Annotated in this window: 15 protein-coding genes; 11 read left to right on the top strand and 4 right to left on the bottom strand. The window is 60.0% G+C overall.

What is annotated here, in order from left to right:
* Positions 1-34 precede the first annotated feature (34 nt).
* The 11 genes from vccB to VSP_RS25150 all read left to right on the top strand — a co-directional run bounded on the left by vccB (position 35) and on the right by VSP_RS25150 (position 12,962).
* Positions 35-583: a Verru_Chthon cassette protein B gene (gene vccB / locus VSP_RS25200; protein ID WP_009964179.1), complete on the top strand. Its 549-nt coding sequence runs from the start codon at positions 35-37 to the stop codon at positions 581-583.
* Between the two features lie 42 nt (positions 584-625).
* Positions 626-1,711: a Verru_Chthon cassette protein C gene (gene vccC / locus VSP_RS25195; RefSeq protein WP_081452708.1), complete on the top strand. Its 1,086-nt coding sequence runs from the start codon at positions 626-628 to the stop codon at positions 1,709-1,711.
* A 2-nt stretch (positions 1,712-1,713) separates the two neighbouring features.
* Positions 1,714-2,367, top strand: coding sequence for a Verru_Chthon cassette protein D (gene vccD, locus VSP_RS25190; protein WP_157211048.1), 654 nt, complete (start codon positions 1,714-1,716; stop codon positions 2,365-2,367).
* 128 nt (positions 2,368-2,495) lie between these two features.
* The gene (locus VSP_RS40025) at positions 2,496-3,443 is read left to right on the top strand and encodes a hypothetical protein (RefSeq protein ID WP_009964176.1); all 948 of its coding nucleotides are present in this window, start codon (positions 2,496-2,498) and stop codon (positions 3,441-3,443) included.
* Positions 3,444-3,502: 59 nt separating this feature from the next.
* The gene (locus VSP_RS25180; RefSeq protein WP_081452706.1) at positions 3,503-4,507 is read left to right on the top strand and encodes an OmpA family protein; all 1,005 of its coding nucleotides are present in this window, start codon (positions 3,503-3,505) and stop codon (positions 4,505-4,507) included.
* Positions 4,508-4,576: 69 nt separating this feature from the next.
* Positions 4,577-7,132, top strand: a complete 2,556-nt coding sequence (locus VSP_RS25175; protein ID WP_009964173.1) for a DEAD/DEAH box helicase — start codon at positions 4,577-4,579, stop codon at positions 7,130-7,132.
* A gap of 66 nt (positions 7,133-7,198) precedes the next feature.
* Positions 7,199-8,563, top strand: coding sequence for an argininosuccinate lyase (gene argH, locus VSP_RS25170; RefSeq protein WP_009964172.1), 1,365 nt, complete (start codon positions 7,199-7,201; stop codon positions 8,561-8,563).
* Positions 8,560-9,945, top strand: a complete 1,386-nt coding sequence (locus VSP_RS40020) for an NUDIX domain-containing protein (RefSeq protein ID WP_156345110.1) — start codon at positions 8,560-8,562, stop codon at positions 9,943-9,945. The genes argH and VSP_RS40020 overlap by 4 nt, the downstream gene beginning before the upstream one ends.
* A gap of 59 nt (positions 9,946-10,004) precedes the next feature.
* Positions 10,005-11,174, top strand: a complete 1,170-nt coding sequence (gene tatC / locus VSP_RS25160; protein ID WP_009964169.1) for a twin-arginine translocase subunit TatC — start codon at positions 10,005-10,007, stop codon at positions 11,172-11,174.
* A gap of 48 nt (positions 11,175-11,222) precedes the next feature.
* Positions 11,223-12,197 carry an N-formylglutamate amidohydrolase gene (locus tag VSP_RS25155; protein WP_009964168.1) on the top strand — a complete coding sequence of 325 codons (975 nt, stop codon included), beginning with the start codon at positions 11,223-11,225 and terminating at the stop codon, positions 12,195-12,197.
* Between the two features lie 66 nt (positions 12,198-12,263).
* On the top strand, positions 12,264-12,962 hold the full coding sequence (locus VSP_RS25150) for a glycosyltransferase family 2 protein (RefSeq protein ID WP_157211047.1): 699 nt from the start codon (positions 12,264-12,266) through the stop codon (positions 12,960-12,962).
* An 8-nt stretch (positions 12,963-12,970) separates the two neighbouring features.
* Here the strand turns inward: VSP_RS25150 and VSP_RS40015 are convergent, their stop codons facing one another.
* Genes VSP_RS40015 through VSP_RS25130 form a run of 4 tightly spaced genes read right to left on the bottom strand, consistent with a single transcriptional unit; the run spans position 12,971 to position 16,693 of the window.
* Positions 12,971-14,026, bottom strand: coding sequence for a glycosyltransferase family 4 protein (locus VSP_RS40015; RefSeq protein WP_256199082.1), 1,056 nt, complete (start codon positions 14,024-14,026; stop codon positions 12,971-12,973).
* A 26-nt stretch (positions 14,027-14,052) separates the two neighbouring features.
* The gene (locus tag VSP_RS40010) at positions 14,053-15,162 is read right to left on the bottom strand and encodes a glycosyltransferase family 4 protein (protein ID WP_009964165.1); all 1,110 of its coding nucleotides are present in this window, start codon (positions 15,160-15,162) and stop codon (positions 14,053-14,055) included.
* Positions 15,162-16,253 (bottom strand): hypothetical protein, encoded by a 1,092-nt coding sequence (locus VSP_RS25135; RefSeq protein ID WP_009964164.1) that lies wholly within the window; start codon positions 16,251-16,253, stop codon positions 15,162-15,164. Before VSP_RS25135 ends, VSP_RS40010 begins: the two co-directional genes overlap by 1 nt.
* A gap of 8 nt (positions 16,254-16,261) precedes the next feature.
* Positions 16,262-16,693: a PqqD family protein gene (locus VSP_RS25130; RefSeq protein WP_009964162.1), complete on the bottom strand. Its 432-nt coding sequence runs from the start codon at positions 16,691-16,693 to the stop codon at positions 16,262-16,264.
* Between the last annotated feature and the right edge of the window lie 54 nt (positions 16,694-16,747).

Genomic DNA, 16,747 nt, shown 5'->3' with positions numbered 1-16,747 from the left:
GTCCGGAATCCAACTAACTTAAATCAATTCCGACATGAATACAAAATTGCATGACGCGGTGTGCCGCGACTGGAGGAATCAGCGGGGATTCTCCCTTGTGGAGGTGGTCTTCGCCCTGGCCATTGCTTCGCTGGGTTTTTTGACCCTGCTGGGGTTGCTCCCAAGCGGCCTGGAGATGGCGAGAAATTCTGCCGACCTGTCGGCGGAGGCTAGAATTACCCAGCTCATTGGGGGAGAGTTGCAGTCCACTGCGTGGGACGAACTGGACTGGTCGGGCTACGGAAGGTCTCGTCTGTTCAATGACCAGGGTGTGGAGATTCCCGCTGCCAGCGTCGATTCAAAAGGTCCAGGGTATGCGGCGGTGGCTTATGTCGTTTCCGTCAACCTACCCGCAAGCGCTATGGATGTGCGCCTGCCCGCCGATGGAGTTAGTGCCTCCGCGCAAAAGGTGGAAGGGTCACTGCGACGCGCCAAAATCTGCATCGTCCCGACCAGTGATCCGGGCTTCAAATTTGAGGGCTCCGGGGCCGCTTCACGCCGGGTGCGGGCTTATACGGTCATGCTCTCCCAGTCGAACGGCTGATCCTGCTGCTGGCGCTAAAGTGCACATCCCCACCGTTTCTCAATGAATCCGCAGTTCCAACTTCCCCGGCTAGGCACCGGGAGGGCCATGAGCCCGGCCTTCACCCTTGTCGAGTTGCTGGTTTCCATGGTGGTGTTATCCATCATCATGGTGGTCTCAGCCAGTTTCGTCACCCAGATGCAGCGTACCTGGACGCAGAGCACTTCGCGGATAGAACAATTCCGCGAGGCGCGGATGGCGTTTGAGACCATCACGCAGAGCCTCCGGCAGGCCACGCTGAATCCGTATCTCGCCTATCGGTACAACACGGGTGCCACGCCGACTGTTCCTGCCACTCAGGCAGAGGCACCGCTGGCGTATCTCAGGCATTCAGAGCTGCAGTTCGTAACTGGTGAGTCACAGTCCCTTCTGCAGGCCCCCACAGCGGGTGCGCTGGTCTCGCACGGCTTGTTTTTCCAAGCACCTGTGGGGGTGACGGAGCGTCCCGGCTACGAGGCTTTAAACCGTCTGCTGTGCGCCCGGGGCTACTTTGTGCTCCATGGGAATGATGATGCCTACCGCCCTGCGCACGTTGCGACGGCCCGGACGAGGTTCCGTCTCTGGGAGTTTCGACCGCCGGCAGAACGGAACGCAGTTTACACGGCGGCTTCTTGGTTTGATCAAGCGGCCAAGGAGACGGTGTCCACCTCGGAGAGTGCCGAGCAGTTGTCGTCCTCCCGGCCGGTGGCGGAGAATATCATCGCGTTGATCCTCTCCCCTCAGGTGACGGAAAGCGATGCAACACTGTCCAAGAAGGTGGCAAGCTGGATTGCTCCAGACTACAGTTATAACTCACGCAACGTTGTGGGGGCCACGGGAACAAACCCTCAAGGGTTCCAGCATTTGCTGCCGCCGGTGGTGCGTGTCACGTTGGTGGCCATTGATGAAAGCTCGGCGGCTCGTTTGGCCGACGGGGCTTCCGGCAGCATGCCCGAATTGTTGGCTGAAGGGGCCTTCAAGGATTGCAACAACTATCAAAAGGATCTTGAAGAGTTGGAGGCAAAACTCGTGGCAGAAAAAGTCAACTACCGTGTCTTTTCCGCAGCGGTGCCACTGCGCAGCTCCAAATGGAACCTCATTCCCCAATGAAAATGAAAACAGATCCTTCGGACGTTACGGATCCAGTGAACGGCCGCCCCCCAGCCACCTGTAGTGCCTTCACGTTGGTTGAGCTGATCGTGGTGCTGGCAGTCATCAGCATGCTCCTTGCATTTGCGGCACCCAGCCTCGCCAGGGTGATCGCCGCGAACCGGCTGACAGCCGCGGGAGAGGGGTTGCTGTTTAAAATCTCCCTGGCGCAACAGGTTTCGGTGACTGAGAGCCGACCGGTCGAACTCAGACTCTATTCGTACACTGCCGACGGAGAGGCTGGATTTCATGCCTACCAGCTGTTTTTCCTCAACGAATCTGGCGGAGCGGCTACAGCCATGGAAAACCCGACGTATCTGGGTGAGGGCAGTGTCATGATCGCAAAAGGAGGGCTATCTCCGCTGCTGGATGCTCTGAACGGGGGAAAGGAGACGGTTGTGGATGTAGAGCCGTTCAAGACCCTCGGTGCCAAGTACCAAAGCCTGGTATTCTATCCCAATGGCTCGACGAACATTCACCTGCCTCTGCGTAGCGCATATATAACGATGGCCCAGCCGGGCAGCTTTCCTGCGGCAGGGGCGAACTCCACACCCGACAACTATTATACGTTGCAGATTGACCCGGTGACCGGACGGGGACGTTCTTACCGGCCGTAGCTTGTGGTCAGGCTAAGTGAAATCTTTATGCTTTACTGTGTGATTCTTGCCTGGCTCTTAAAGCGCATGACCAATGGTGCAGCCGGGTCTCTCTGACGCATTATCGGGAGTAGAAATTGTTCCCCGCCATGCAAACATCGTTGCCCCCATCCACCGCCGAAAGCAGCTTTCATCTGAATGGAAAGTATGCGCGTCTGGACCTGGGGCATCTGGAGCCGGTGCCAGGGGTGAAATCGTTGGCGGTGTATCTGAGCCCTGAGACGGCGAAGGCCATGCTGGCGCGCAATGTTCGCAACAGGAAGCTCTCCGACCAGGTGGTGGAGAAGTATGTCGAGGAAATACTGAATGACGAATGGCGGCTCACGCCCGCGGCGGTGGGGTTCGATGCGGAAGGTACCCTGGTGGACGGACAGCATTGTTTGTCGGCGATCGTCAAAGCGGGCGTGACGGTGCCCATGGTCCTCACCACCGGGCTGCCTGTGGCGTCCCAGGAAAAGGTGGACCGTCAACGTCGCCGCAGTCTCTTTGATGCGCTCTATCTTTCCGGCCAGGTGCGCAATCGGAAGTGGGTGGAGATCGCCACCTGTCTGGCGAGGCGTACCGTATCCAGCAACAGTGGCAGCACACCGCCTGACAGCGTGGTGAAGCAGGCTCTTGAGACCCACAAAGTGGCCATTACGGCCATCACAGATTTCATGGGAGAGAAGAGTGTAAAGGGCATTTCCCAGGCCTCCTTCCTGGCCGCGGCGGTGCTCTACCACGAGATCAATGCGGAGAAGTGCCTGGAGTTCATGGCTGCCATCCGCACCGGGGCCGGCCTGGCCCTGGATCATCCTGCATTGAGGCTGCGCAAATTGTTGATGGGCGAATCGGTTCTCCACTCCATGCCACGTGGTGGGGCGAACCAGGCATACATTTTCCGTCGTTCGGTCTATGCCATGCAGGCCCATCTTGACGGAAGGATGATTGGCGGGCTCCGGGAGGCGGATGACTTCGATCAGTCAACCGCCCCCATCAGGCAACGTCGGAAGCCAGTGGTGAGGAGTGTTCCGGCCCGCAGCATGGAGTTGGTTTGACCGGGGGAATTATTTGAGTTGCTTCGTCACGGCGGGGGGTGCGGGCACATGCAGACAGCATGAGTACCAACTTTGCCATCCGTTGTGGCCGTATGATTGCGGCATTTGCCCTTGGTTCCTTTTGTTCGCTGTCGCTGGACATGACCCATGCGGCAGACATTGAGGGCTCAGCGGACCATCCTCTGTTCAAGCGTTATGATGGTGCGGAGATCGCGGTCTATTCGCAGCAGGCGTTTGCCGAGTATCCCATTGCGCTGGGGAAGGCTTTGAATCCGGCGATAAATGAGGGCCGGAAGATTGAGAAGGAAACGGTCCTTCGCGGCCAGGTTTCGCGCATCACCTACCTCGTTCCCATGGGGCGGTCAGCCCTGGAGGTGTATGAGAACTATGAGGAGGAGTTGAAGGCTCAGGGCTACGAGATTCTCTGGTCGGCCAAGGCCCCTGACACAGGCTATGAATTTGGCTATCGCTATGGTGGGGTGGGCGGGCAGCTGTTCGAGTACAGTTCCCAGGCAGCCCACTATCTGGCGGCACGTCAGATCAGGCCTGAGGGCGAGGTGGCCGTTGCCATCTTTGTGACGCAGTATCGCGATGGCTATACTCCCAAGGTGGCGGTGAAAAAAGGTCAAGTCATTGTGCAGGTGGATGTGATCGATGCCCGTCCACGTCAACAGCGGATGGTGACGCTGACTGCTGCCGAAATGGCCAGCGGTCTGAATGCCAAAGGTCGCGTCACGCTCCATGGCGTGTTCTTTGACACGAATCGCACCGAGGTGAAGCCCGAGAGCAAGCCCGCGCTGGACGAAGTGGCCAAGCTGATGACCGAAGACCCGGCGCTGAAAGTGCTGGTGGTGGGCCATACGGATACCGTGGGTGGTTTTGAGCCCAATCGCAGCCTTTCCGAGCGTCGTGCGGCGGCGGTGGTGGCGGAACTGAAGGCCAAATATGGAATCAGCGCCGAGCGGCTGTTTTCCTTCGGCGTCAGCTACGCTGCGCCTGCCGCTACGAACTCCACCGAAGAAGGTCGTGCTCAGAACCGCCGGGTGGAACTGGTGAAGATGTAAGTACCCCACGCCGGAGATGCACTCTTCCGTTGCCCGCAGGCCGCTTCTGGCGACACTGCGGGCCGCCCCATGTCTGACCACCCTCTGCTACGCCGCCTCCCTTCCACACCTGACTGCTCGAACGATGAGCTGCTGGACCGGTTCCTGGACTACGTGGCAGAAAAGAAGCTGGAGTTGTATCCGGCTCAGGAGGAGGCGGTTCTGGCGCTCTTCGAGGGGCAGAACGTCATCCTCAATACGCCAACGGGCTCAGGTAAGTCCTTGGTGGCGACCGCTTTGCACTTCCTCTCCCTGGCACGCGGTCGTCGGTCGGTTTACACCTGCCCGATCAAGGCGCTGGTGAACGAGAAATTCCTCGCGCTCTGCCGGGATTTTGGGCCGGACAACGTGGGCATGGCCACGGGGGATGCGACGGTGAACCGCCATGCGCCCATCCTCTGCTGCACGGCGGAGATTCTCTCCAACTATGCGTTGAGGGATGGCGAGAATGCTCCGTTCCGCGAGGTGATCATGGACGAGTTCCACTACTACGCGGATCGCGAGCGTGGGGTGGCCTGGCAGGTGCCGCTTCTTACCATGGCCCAATCGCGCTTTTTGTTGATGTCCGCCACCATGGGGGCGACAGACTTCTTCCAAAAGGAGCTGATCCGGCTGACTGGGGCTGAGACTTCCATCGTTTCCTCCCAAACCCGCCCGGTGCCGCTGGAGTTCAGCTATGCGGAGACCTCGGTGGATGTGACGCTACAGGAGTTGGTGGGTGCCTGCCGGGCGCCGGTCTATCTGGTGCACTTTACCCAAAACGATGCAGCCCAGGCGGCGCAGGATCTGATGAGCCTGAACTTCTGCACCCAGGCGGAGAAGGCCTCGATCAAGGAGCATCTGGTGGGGGTGAAATTTGCCAGCCCGTATGGCAAGGAGGTGAAAAAGTACCTCAGCCACGGTGTCGGCATCCACCATGCGGGACTGCTGCCGAAGTACCGGGTGCTGGTGGAGCAGCTCGCGCAGAAAGGGCTGCTCAAGGTGATCTGCGGTACAGACACGCTGGGAGTGGGGGTGAATGTGCCCATCCGCACCGTGGTGCTCACCCGGCTCAGCAAGTACGGCGGGCAGAAGGTGGCCACGCTTTCGGCACGGGACTTTCACCAGATCACCGGCCGCGCGGGCCGGCGCGGGTTCGATGACATTGGCTACGTGGTGGCTCAGGCACCAGAGCATGTGATCGAAAACGCCAAGATGGACGCCAAGGCGGGCGGGGACCCCAAGAAGCTGCGCAAGATGGTGAAGAAGAAGCCGCCCGAGGGCTTTGTCGGCTGGAGTGAGGACACCTTCAAGAAGCTGCAATCCGCCGCCCCGGAGCCGCTTCAGTCACGGTTTCAGGTATCACACGGCATGTTGCTGCAGGTGCTGAGCCGGGAGAGTGACGGCTGCCGGGCCATGCAGAAGCTGATCCGTGATTCGCATGAAACCGCCGCGGCCAAGAAACAGCACCGTGACCGGGCGTGGCAGCTCTTCCGTGCCCTGGTAACGCGGAAGATCATCGAGATCCTGCCCAGGGATCAACAGAAGGCCGGTGGCCAGAAGCTCCGGGTGAATGTGGCTCTCCAGGATGATTTTTCCTTGAACTACACCTTGTCGCTCTACCTCATCGACACGCTGGCCCTCATTGATCCCAACTCGCCCAACTATGCTGCGGACGTGATGACACTCTGTGAGTCGATCCTGGAGAATCCGGACACCATCCTGCGCCGGCAACTCAGCAAGGTGAAGGACGAGGCCATGGCGGCGATGAAGGAGGAGGGCGTGCCCTATGAGGAGCGCATTGAACGGCTGGAGGAACTGGAGTATCCCAAGCCCTGCCGGGAGTTTGTGTACAGCACCTTCAATGAGTTCTCTGCCACGCACCCGTGGGTGGGTCAGGAGAACATCCGGCCCAAGAGCATCGCGCGGGAGATGTACGAGAACTTCCGAACCTTCACGGACTACATCAACGACTACGAGCTTCATCGGGCGGAGGGTGTGCTGCTGCGCCACCTCTCCTCCGTTCACAAGGTGCTGGCCCAGACAGTGCCGGACCAGTTCAAGACCGAACCGGTGCAGGAGATGGAAGCCTGGCTGGCCGGGGTGCTGCGCGGGACGGACTCCAGCCTTCTGGATGAGTGGGAGCGCCTGCGGGATCCGAACTGGAAACCGGGCGAAGAGGATGAAGAGGGGAAAGAACCGGAGCAGGCACCCGACATCACCCGCAATCGCCGCGAGTTCACCGCGCTCATTCGCACGGAGATCTTCAAATTCCTGCGACCTCTGGCGACCGAGAACTACGTCGCAGCGATCCAGGCTCTGGGATCCCCGGGAGCGGAATGGACTGCGGATAAGCTTGCGGCGGCCATGGACCCCTACTACGACGAGCACGACCGGATCCTCCTGGATGCGGAGGCCCGGAATGGTCGCCACACCTACGTGGAGGCGCTGGAGGATGGGCGCACCTGGAGAGTCTGCCAGGTGCTGGTGGATGCGGAGGCGATCAACGACTGGCAGGTGGAGTTCCGCGTGGATCTGACTCTGGCCCGGGAAGAGGGTAAGCCCACGTTGCTCTTGGTTTCGGCGGCACCCGTGGTGGCGGACTGATTCGACACAAAGTCCCCATTGCCCTCCTGCGAGCTATCATTTAGACATTCCACCCCCTTAAAAGCCATGTGGAAAGGACGCTTCCAACAACCCACCAGTGCGCTCGTGCAGCGCTACGGCGAGTCCGTGTCATTTGACTGGAGACTCTACGCTCACGACATCCGCGGATCCATCGCCCATGCCAAGGGGCTGGAGAAAGCGGGCATTCTGACCACCGCCGAGCGGGAGGCTATCGAGCGCGGGCTGTTGCAGATCCGCGATGAGATCGCGGGCGGCGACTTTGCCTGGAGCCAGGAGCTGGAAGACGTGCACATGAACATCGAGTCCACGCTGACGAAGCGGATCGGACCCGCTGGGGCGAAGTTGCACACCGCCCGGAGCCGGAATGACCAGGTGGCCACGGATGTGCGCCTCTATTCGCGGGATGCGATTGATTCCCTGATCGCCCTGACCAGGGAACTCCAGCGCGCTCTGGTGGAGTGCGCTGAGCGGGGCGCGGATGCTGTGATGCCGGGGTACACCCATTTGCAACGGGGGCAGCCGGTGCTTTTTGCCCATCATCTGCTGGCTTATGTGGAGATGTTCGCCCGGGATGCTGAGCGCCTGGCCGATGCACGGAAGCGGGTGAATGTGATGCCGCTGGGCTCTGGAGCGCTGGCGGGATCCACGATCATCCTGGATCGCGAATTTGTGGCCCGGGAGCTGGGCTTCGACGGCGTGACGCAAAACTCCATGGACGCGGTGAGTGACCGTGACTTTGTGGTGGAGTTGCTCTTCACCATTGCTCTACAGGGGGTGCATCTGTCCCGCTTGAGTGAGGACGTCATCCTCTGGGCCAGTGCGGAGTTTGGCTTTATCCATCTGAGCGATGCCCACACCACAGGCTCCAGTCTCATGCCGCAGAAGAAGAATCCGGATGTTGCGGAGCTCACGCGTGGCAAGTCTGGTCGTCTGGTGGGGAACCTCATGGCCCTGCTGACCCTACTCAAGGGTCTGCCCATGACCTACAACCGGGACATGCAGGAGGACAAAGAACCTCTGTTTGACTCGCTGGAAACGATCACCCTGGCGCTGGAAGTCTTCACCGAGATGGTGCGCGGCATGGATGTGAACCGTGACCGGACTGCGGCGGCGGCCAGCGATCCGCTTCTGCTGGCCACCGACCTGGCCGACTATTTGGTGCTGAAGGGCGTGCCCTTCCGCCAGGCGCATGAGGTCATCGGGAAGCTGGTGGCCCACTGCCTGAGCACCGGTCGTCCCTTCCCCGAGCTGTCGTTGGAGGACTATCGCCAGTTCAGCGACGCTTTTGGGGACGACGTTTTTGCCGTGCTCAAGATGGATGCCGCCCTCGCCGCCCGCAAGGGCATCGGTGCCCCATCGCCTGCCAATGTGGCCGGGAGGTTGCGGCACTGGCGGGAGAGTTTGGCGTGAAAAACCGTAGCACAGGTTTCCAACCTGTGGGGCTGGCAGGATTTCATCCTGCCTCGCTCCCTGCTGCTGACGTCTTTGTCCCTTTGGACTGGACCCGTGCGATCCGTGTGAAGCAAAGGCACCTGCCTCATTGGCGACAAGAGGGTGCAACCTACTTCGTCACCTTCAGGCTGGCTGATTCGCTGCCTGTTCACGTACTGGCCCAGTGGAAGGAGGAGTTGGAAATCTGGATGCATCACCATCCTGAGCCTTGGAAAGGGAAGACTCTCGCTGAGTACCAAGCCCGGTTTGTAGATGGGAGAGAGGATTGGTTTGATCGTGGTTATGGGGAGTGCCTTTTGGGACAGACCCGGTTCCGTGAAGTCTTGGAAGATTCCCTGCGGCATTTCCACGGAGTGCGGTACCTGCTGGATGGCTATGTGGTGATGCCCAACCACGCACATGTATTGGTCAAACCGTTGCCCGGAGTTGAGCTATCCGACGTTGTCGGAGGATGGAAAAGGCATGCCGCCCGATTGATTCACAAACAGTTGGGCCGTTCCGGCTCACTTTGGATGGAAGAGAGCCATGATCGGATTGTGCGTGACGCAGTGGAACTTGAACGGTATCGCGATTACATCCTGCAGAATCCGCAAAAAGCCGGTCTGTCGACGGGTGAGTACAGCGTGGAACTTCGGAACGTGATGAAAACTGAGAGCGACGGAAGTGTAATCCAAGGGGATTGTCCTGATGGTGGCGGGGAGGGGACAGGATGTAATCCTGTCCAGCCGACAGGTTGCAAACCTGCCCTACCCTTCCCCCTGTGCGAAATCAGGGACCATGATGACTGGAAGAAGCTGCCGGGGGAGATGGTGTACCCGGGGAAGTACGTCCAGATCGAAGAGTGTGCCTACCTCACTCCCGCCCGCCCGGAAACTCCCGTACACTGGACGGTGGCGCACCGGAAATCCGCCATTGCGGTGGCTCCGATCACGGATGACGGAAAATTCATCCTCATCCACCAGGAGCGGTTGCCCGTGCAGCGCACGCTCTGGGAGTTCCCTGCCGGACAGCTGGATGACGGGGAAACCCATGAGGCGATCCTGGATACGGTGCACCGGGAGCTCGACGAGGAGGCGGGGTGCGTGGTCGCCCCAGAGGGCACGCTCACACCTTTGGGCTGGTTTTTTGGCTCGCAAGGATTTACCAATGAGCACGTTTATTTGTTTGCCGCTCATCCAGTGCGAATCGTCCGGACTCCCCAGCCTGTCGGAGGGGAGCACATTGGCGAAGTGCGGCTTGTGACCGGGGCCGAATTGCGCCAGATGGTCGCCAGCCATGTGATTCAGGATGCGCTTACCCTCGCCCTGTTTGCAAGGATGGCCGCCCATGGCATGGTCTAGCTCCTGTCACGCGAACCCCTGCATCTTTATCGTTTTCTCATTCCCGCGAATTCCCACCCATGTTCAACTGGATCTTCAAAAAAGTCGTTACCCTGCGTGAAAAAGTCGCAGTGGATCTCGGCGGTGCCGATGAAGAAAAGCCGTTTCTGGATCACCTGGATGATCTCCGGAAGATGATCGTCAACATGGTCGTCACCCTGCTGGTGGTGACCCTGGGGACGTTCTTCTTTTATGAGTACCTGCTGCAGATCATCGAGCATCCGCTGGTGATGGCGGGTATTCGGGACAAGATCAGCCTGCAGAACCTGAAAGTCACCGGAGGCTTTATGACGGTGATGAACATATCACTCGTGGCAGGGGTGATTCTGGCCTTCCCCTTGTTGTTGTACTTTCTGCTCCAGTTCATCCTTCCTGGGCTGCGAACCACAGAGAAGAAAGTGATCTTCCCCGCGATTGGTGTCGGTGGCGGACTGTTTTTGCTCGGAGTGGTCTTTGCGTACTATGTGGTGAGCCCCCGTGCCCTGCTGTTCTTCTATGAATTCAGTGTGAGCATGGATCAGCTCAGTGCCAGCCAGGGAGGCGCGGCCTCTCCTGACAAGCTGATCTGGGAGCGTGTGGAATACGTCAAGTTTGTCTGCCAGTTCGTCCTGATTTTCGGAGCCTGCTTTGAGCTGCCGGTGGTCGTGATGGCCCTGGTGAAAATGGACGTGCTCAACTACAAGGTGATGAAGACCTCCCGTGCCTGGGCTGCCATCATCATCTGCGTAGTTGCGGCGGTCATTACGCCCACTCAAGATGCTCTGACTCTGGCGCTGCTTGCAGTGCCCATGTACGTTCTGTACGAGGTTTGCATCTGGCTGGCCTACTACATGGAGAAGAAGGACCGCCAGCTCTATCCCGAGTACTACAAGGAACAGGATGAGGAGTCCAAGGCCGTGGAAGTGGCGGATGACTGGGACAATGAGAACTACAATCCCTGGAACACCGGCGACTCCGATGATGAGGAAGAGGAAGACGATGAAGGCAAGCGGAAGGAAAAGCAGGCTGCTGCGGCGACAGTAGCCACGCCTGCCCTAGCCAGCAGCGTCATTACTGAGTCCTCGACGGCAAACGACTTTGCTCCTAAGCCGGACGACTCGGTGAACTCCCCTGATCCTTCGCCTGATGAATCCAAGCCGGAGGAAAAATCAGAGACTGATCCGACCGCTGACAAGCGGGACACGGACTAGGCTTCACTGTTCCTCTCCGCTGTTGCACTGCGAACTTCTTCATCGACGATGAGCCCAACCCCTGCTGGCCTACCCATTCCAGCAGGGGTTTTTCTTGCTCTGCTGGGAACCCTGCTCTGGAGCACCGTGCCAGTCCGGGCAGACAGCCCTCTGCCTGAAAATCCGCAGGTCGGCACCACGGGTTACATTCAATACTGGCCGGGGGAACTGCCCGTCGTCCTGGCGGCTCCGCATGGGGGGCGACTGCTCCCCAAGGACATTCCCAACCGGCCTTACGGCAAGTTGTTGCGGGACACGGGCACCCTGGAGCTCGCGGTGGAGATGCGGGCGGCCATGCTCAAACAATTTGGCCGGGCTCCGCATCTGGTGGTGTGCCAGCTGGCGAGAGTGAAGCTGGACTGCAATCGCGAGGTGCGTGAGGCCGCACAAGGCAACTCCAAAGGGCAGGTGGCCTGGGAGGAGTATCATGGCTTCCTGCGTAACGCTGAGTCGGCCGTAGTGAGTCAGTACGGCAAAGGTATTTTCCTCGACATTCACGGGCATGCGCATCCCAAGGCCCGGATTGAGCTGGGCTATCTGCTGAAGTCGCGGGAGTTGCAGCAGAACGATCAACAGCTCAACGCGCCAGACGTGGCGACCCGCAGCAGCATCCGGCTGCTCGCTGGGCGTACCGATTTGAGCTTTGCGGCATTGATCCGGGGCTCCACGAGTTTTGGGGCTCTGCTGGAGCAGCGCGGTTTCTCGTGTGTGCCATCGCCTTCCAGCCAGCTGGAGCCGGATGATCTCTACTTCAACGGTGGATACAGCACGGAAACGCATGGCTCGCGCGACGGGGTGGGGCTGGATGCGATCCAGATGGAGATGCCGGGGGAGTATCGGGACACTGCGGTCAAACGGGTGGAATTCTCCCGTGCTGTGAGCGATGCGTTGGGCAGTTATTTCACCGTCCACTTCAAGCTCCCGTTGGATCGCCCCGATGCGGACAAGCTCGCGCCCCCACCCCAGCAGGCCGGGCCCCGGTAAATTTGCTGGCACACGCCAGGATTCTGGCAGAAGGATGAGGACAGTATGTCGTCCCTGAGCCGCTCCATGAACGTTTCGGTCATTGTCCCAACCCGGAACTACGGGCGGTTTCTCGCGGATGCTGTGAAGAGTATCCTGGGGCAAAGCCTGCCTGCGATGGAGGTCATTGTTGTGGACGATGCGTCTGACGACAACACTGTGGAGGTGGCTCGCGGTTTTGGTGACAAAATTCGGTATGTACGGCTGGATGTGCGGGGAGGGGCGGCTGCGGCCCGCAATACCGGGCTGAAGCTGGCGGTGGGAGAGGTGGTGTGTTTCCTCGACAGCGACGACATCTGGCTGCCTGGTGCCCTGGAGATTCTGGTGGGAGGGCTTGAAGCCCATCCTGAGGCAGCAGGGGCCAGCGCGAGAATTGTCAATGTTCCGGACAGTGCAATGGACGAGGCGCTCGCCTGTCCAGCGTCTCTGGTGGAGAGGGCATTTCAATGCTGGGGTGCCGGGGGGCTGCTCTTGCGCAGGAACTCCTTCGAGAAGGTGGGCTTTTTTGATGAAGGCACTTCCATTGCGGAGCTGGTGGCATGGGTCTCCCTGGCCCGCGACCAGGGGCTGGAGTTTGCCACCTTTCAGGAGTTGGTAGTTCTCCGTCGGGTTCATGGTGCCAACTCAGTGCTGACGATGCCCACACTTGCTCCCGGCTATATGCACCTCATCCGGCAGCACATGGAAAGACAGCGTGCGGCTGCTTCCCGCGAACCGCAGAGCTGAAACCTGGGTCAGCGTGTGAGGCTGGCGAAGACCTGCAGGTAGCGCTCGACGTAGCGATCAAATCCGAATTCCGCTGCCGCCCGGGACTCTGCGAGCTCTCCCATGGTGCGCATGCGCTCCGGGCTGCTTAGCAGAGAGCCGAGAGCATGGGAAAACTCGGGTACATTCTCGTTTTCGAAAAGGAGGCCGGTCTCACCGTGGACCACGATCTCAGGGGTGGCTCCCATGCGGGAGCCCACGACAGGACGACCCATTTGGGCTGCCTGGAGGCTGACCAGTCCAAAAGCTTCTTCCCAGCGTGAAGGGACCACCAGCAGGCTGGCGGTGTTGATCAACTCTGGTACCCGGTCTGGCGACACCCATCCCATGAAACGAACGTGATCGTGCAGACGGAGTTCCATCGCAAGCGCCTCCAGGGATTGACGTTCTGGTCCGTCTCCAGCGATGACCATGACGGCGTTGGATCCTGCATCCCGGAGACGGGACATGGCACGGAGGGCCAGGTCAAAGCCCTTATCATGGACGAGACGCCCCAGCGCCAGAATGACAGGGGGATCCAATGGCAGTGGCTGCGGAGCGCACCTGGGTGTAGGAAGGCTGTTCGGAAGGGCCACTACCTTGGAGGCCAGCTCTGGCATGGCCCCGCATACGGCGCGATGGAGGAATTGTGAAACAGTGATGATGGCATGGCAAGCCCCGAGCTGTTTCCTCACTGATCCTCCGGGGCTCAGATAGTCCTGAAGGGCTCCTTGGAGGCTGGCGATGGTTGGGACAGCGTTCCGGGAGTTGGCCATGTGCTGGAGGGCAACCATGGGGCCGGAAACAAAAACAACTTCCGCATCAGGCTGGAAATTCAGTTTTGCCGCCTGGATGTTTTCACGAACTTCGAGCATGGCGCGAAGATTTTTGCGTTCGATCGCCTGCCGGAACTCAATGCGGTGAACCAAGGCTCCGTTCAAAGTCTCCTGCGCGGGAAGGGTGGCAGGGAGGCGGCTCGTTATCACCATGCAATCGTGCCCTTGCCGGCAAAGTTCGGACACAAGTTCTGCGGAGCGGACCTCTATCCCGCCGATGTGGGGGGGGGAAGAACTCAGTCCAGAATAGGAGTTTCATCAATGGGTGTTGTTTTTGCGGCGAGGGTGTAGAGTTCGTGGTATTGACAGGCGCAGCGCTCGATCGAGAAGCGGGCTGCCGCATGCAGCCGGGCGGCCGCCCCCATCGCGGCAGCTGTGCTGGGGGCAGCAAACAGGGATTGCAGGGCATCCGCAAGGGCGGAGGGATCTTCTGGTGGAACGAGCAGCCCGGTTTCGCCGTGATGGACGATCTCAGGCAGACCTCCGATACGGCTGGCAACGATAGGGCGGCCCATTTGCGCTGCCTGGAGTGCAACGAGTCCAAACGGTTCCTCCCAGCGGGAGGGCATGACCACCGCGCTGACTTCGTTGAGGAGCCCTGGCACAGCGTGAGGATGCACCCAGCCTCGAAATTCAACGCGATTGGCGATGTTGAGCTCAAGTGCCAGTTGCTGAAGGGTGGGCAGGGCTGCGCCGTCTCCAGCCACGATGAGCCGGAGTTGTGGCAGCTTCGCGAGTGCCTGCAAGGCGATGTCAAAACCTTTCTCGCGCACGATGCGCCCCAGGCACAGGGCGGTGAACGGCTGTTGGAGGGGGGCGGGGGAGATGGCGGGAAAGGACAGGCCGTTGTGAACAACTTGAACCAGTCCGGTGCGCCCTTCCAGCAGGGGGGCGAACTGCTGTTTCATGCTGGCAGAGACGGCTGCGACAGCCTCGACTCCCATGAGGAGCCTTCTCTGCACGGGAGCCGGCAGGCGGATGGGGGCGTGCAGCGAGAGGATGGTGGGGCAGGATACGGCCTCCCGCGTCAGGAGATGGAGCCAGCCCGCCATGTGGGAGCCATGAATATGGATGACATCCGGCTGAAATCTGCGTTTGAAAGCGGCGCATGCCTTGACCTGCTGGCTCAACAAGCCAGGCTGCTGAATGAGCCTCTCCTCCGGCACCGGGCGCCGCCATACCGGGATATTGTCGATTTCCTCCTCAGCGGGGCAGTCAGGAAGAGACCGCCCCACCACGGTGACATGGTGACCGGCTGCCTGTTGCACATGGCAGAGACTACGTACGAGCAACTCCGTGCCGCCGATGTGCGGGTAGTATCCGTCGTTCCAGTGCAGGATGCGCATCAATCCGAGGATTCTATGAGCTGGCGGATGACGGCGGGGATCTCCTCCATGCGGGTGCCGAGTTCGAGGCGATAACAGGGCAGGTGCCGCACGAGCCGGGCCATGTCGTGAAAGGAGGCATGCTCTGGATGCGAGCGTGGCAGCAGCGTGCTGGGGGCCAATGCCCTGAGCGCCTCCGCCGGCGAAATGACGCTGGAGCGAGTTTCCGGGGTGCCTGCCACCCGGGGAGCGATCACCGCCTTCAAAGGCATTTCCCCCGCGACTTTGTCTGGGAAATGCTGGTGCATGAAGATCACTGGCTTGCCCTCTGATCCCGGCTGTGGATCCACCGCGAGGGATGTAAGCTGGGGAAACTGGCTCAGGGTATGGGGCAGGAGCTTTCCACTGTTGAAAAGGCAGTAGGCATGGGGGTGCGGCTGGGTCCGCACCAGACAGAGGTCATCGCTCAGGTAGTGAAACCCGGAGAGGGCGCAATGAAGAGCAGTGGTGGATTTGCCTGAGCCACTCTTGCCGACGAGCAATGCAGCTCCGGAACCGATGCCGACGCAACCCGCGTGGAGCATGAGAAGTGCGTTTTGCTGGGACCACCAGCGGATGAGTGCGGGAAAGGGGGCGGAGTGAACGTAGGTGGGGAGGCTGGCCGCTTCGCGCGTCCAGATGACCGCCTGCCTTTTGTTCAGGGAGTACATGATGAAGAACGCTTCCTGTTCTGCGAGTTGGATACGGTAGTCTTCCCCCCCTGCCGGCAAGGTCAGTCTTGGGGCCGAGGTTGCTGTGCCTTCAGGAGGAGGAGGCCACGGGGGAGCGGGGAGCGGAACTCCAGTGGCAGCCTCATCCCACGCGAGCACCTCCAACCCGCCAGGAAGGCAGGTGGACAAGGTGGGAAGGTGAGTGAGCGAAGGCGTGAACACCTCCTGAAGTGCCTTTCCGACCGTGCGCACGACAAGGCGTCGTTCGGCCAGAGCGCGGGTGTAGGAATGGGCAGGGGATCTCCTGGTCGCCTCCTCGTAGGCGGCGAGCAGCGCTTCAAAATAGGTGTCCAGTCTCGTTCGAATCTCCGAAGGTTCGACCGGGGAATGTGTCGCTGCCATGCCCGGGGTCAGGAAGCCGGTTTTTGAGGCCAGCCGGTTTGCACGTCCACTTCATGGATCGGATCGATGAGGAGCAAATCCTGCATGTCTGTGTAGCTCTCAATCAACGGGCTGACGAAAGGTTTGCCAGCAGGCTCGGCAGGGGGCACGTCTGCAGAGCTTGTCGCATCAGGCGCCTCAACGACCAGCCCTCCCTCCACCAAATGTTTTGCGAAGGTCTCCGTCTCCGCCAGGGCTTGCGCCGCGATTTCGGGATACTTGGAGGTCAAGCGGGAGGCGGTCTCCTCAATGGAAAAGCCCTGCATCAAAGTCTGCCAGAGGAAAATGGAAGACTCCCTCAGGCTGTGGTAGTGCCCAGTCTTTAGATTGATGGCGAGAACTTCTTCGTCGAAGACTTCGGCACTGACATCGGGCTCGTTGAGGCGGTAGCGGGGAGACATGGGGTTCAAACGGAAGGAGGAACGCAGGCTTCACCAATGGATGCAGAATTCCAG

Origin of the sequence: Verrucomicrobium spinosum DSM 4136 = JCM 18804, assembly GCF_000172155.1 — a bacterium.
In the GTDB taxonomy this organism is placed as follows: domain Bacteria; phylum Verrucomicrobiota; class Verrucomicrobiia; order Verrucomicrobiales; family Verrucomicrobiaceae; genus Verrucomicrobium; species Verrucomicrobium spinosum.
Note: the sequence above shows the minus strand (reverse complement) of the source record. Positions and strands in the feature narration are given on the sequence as shown.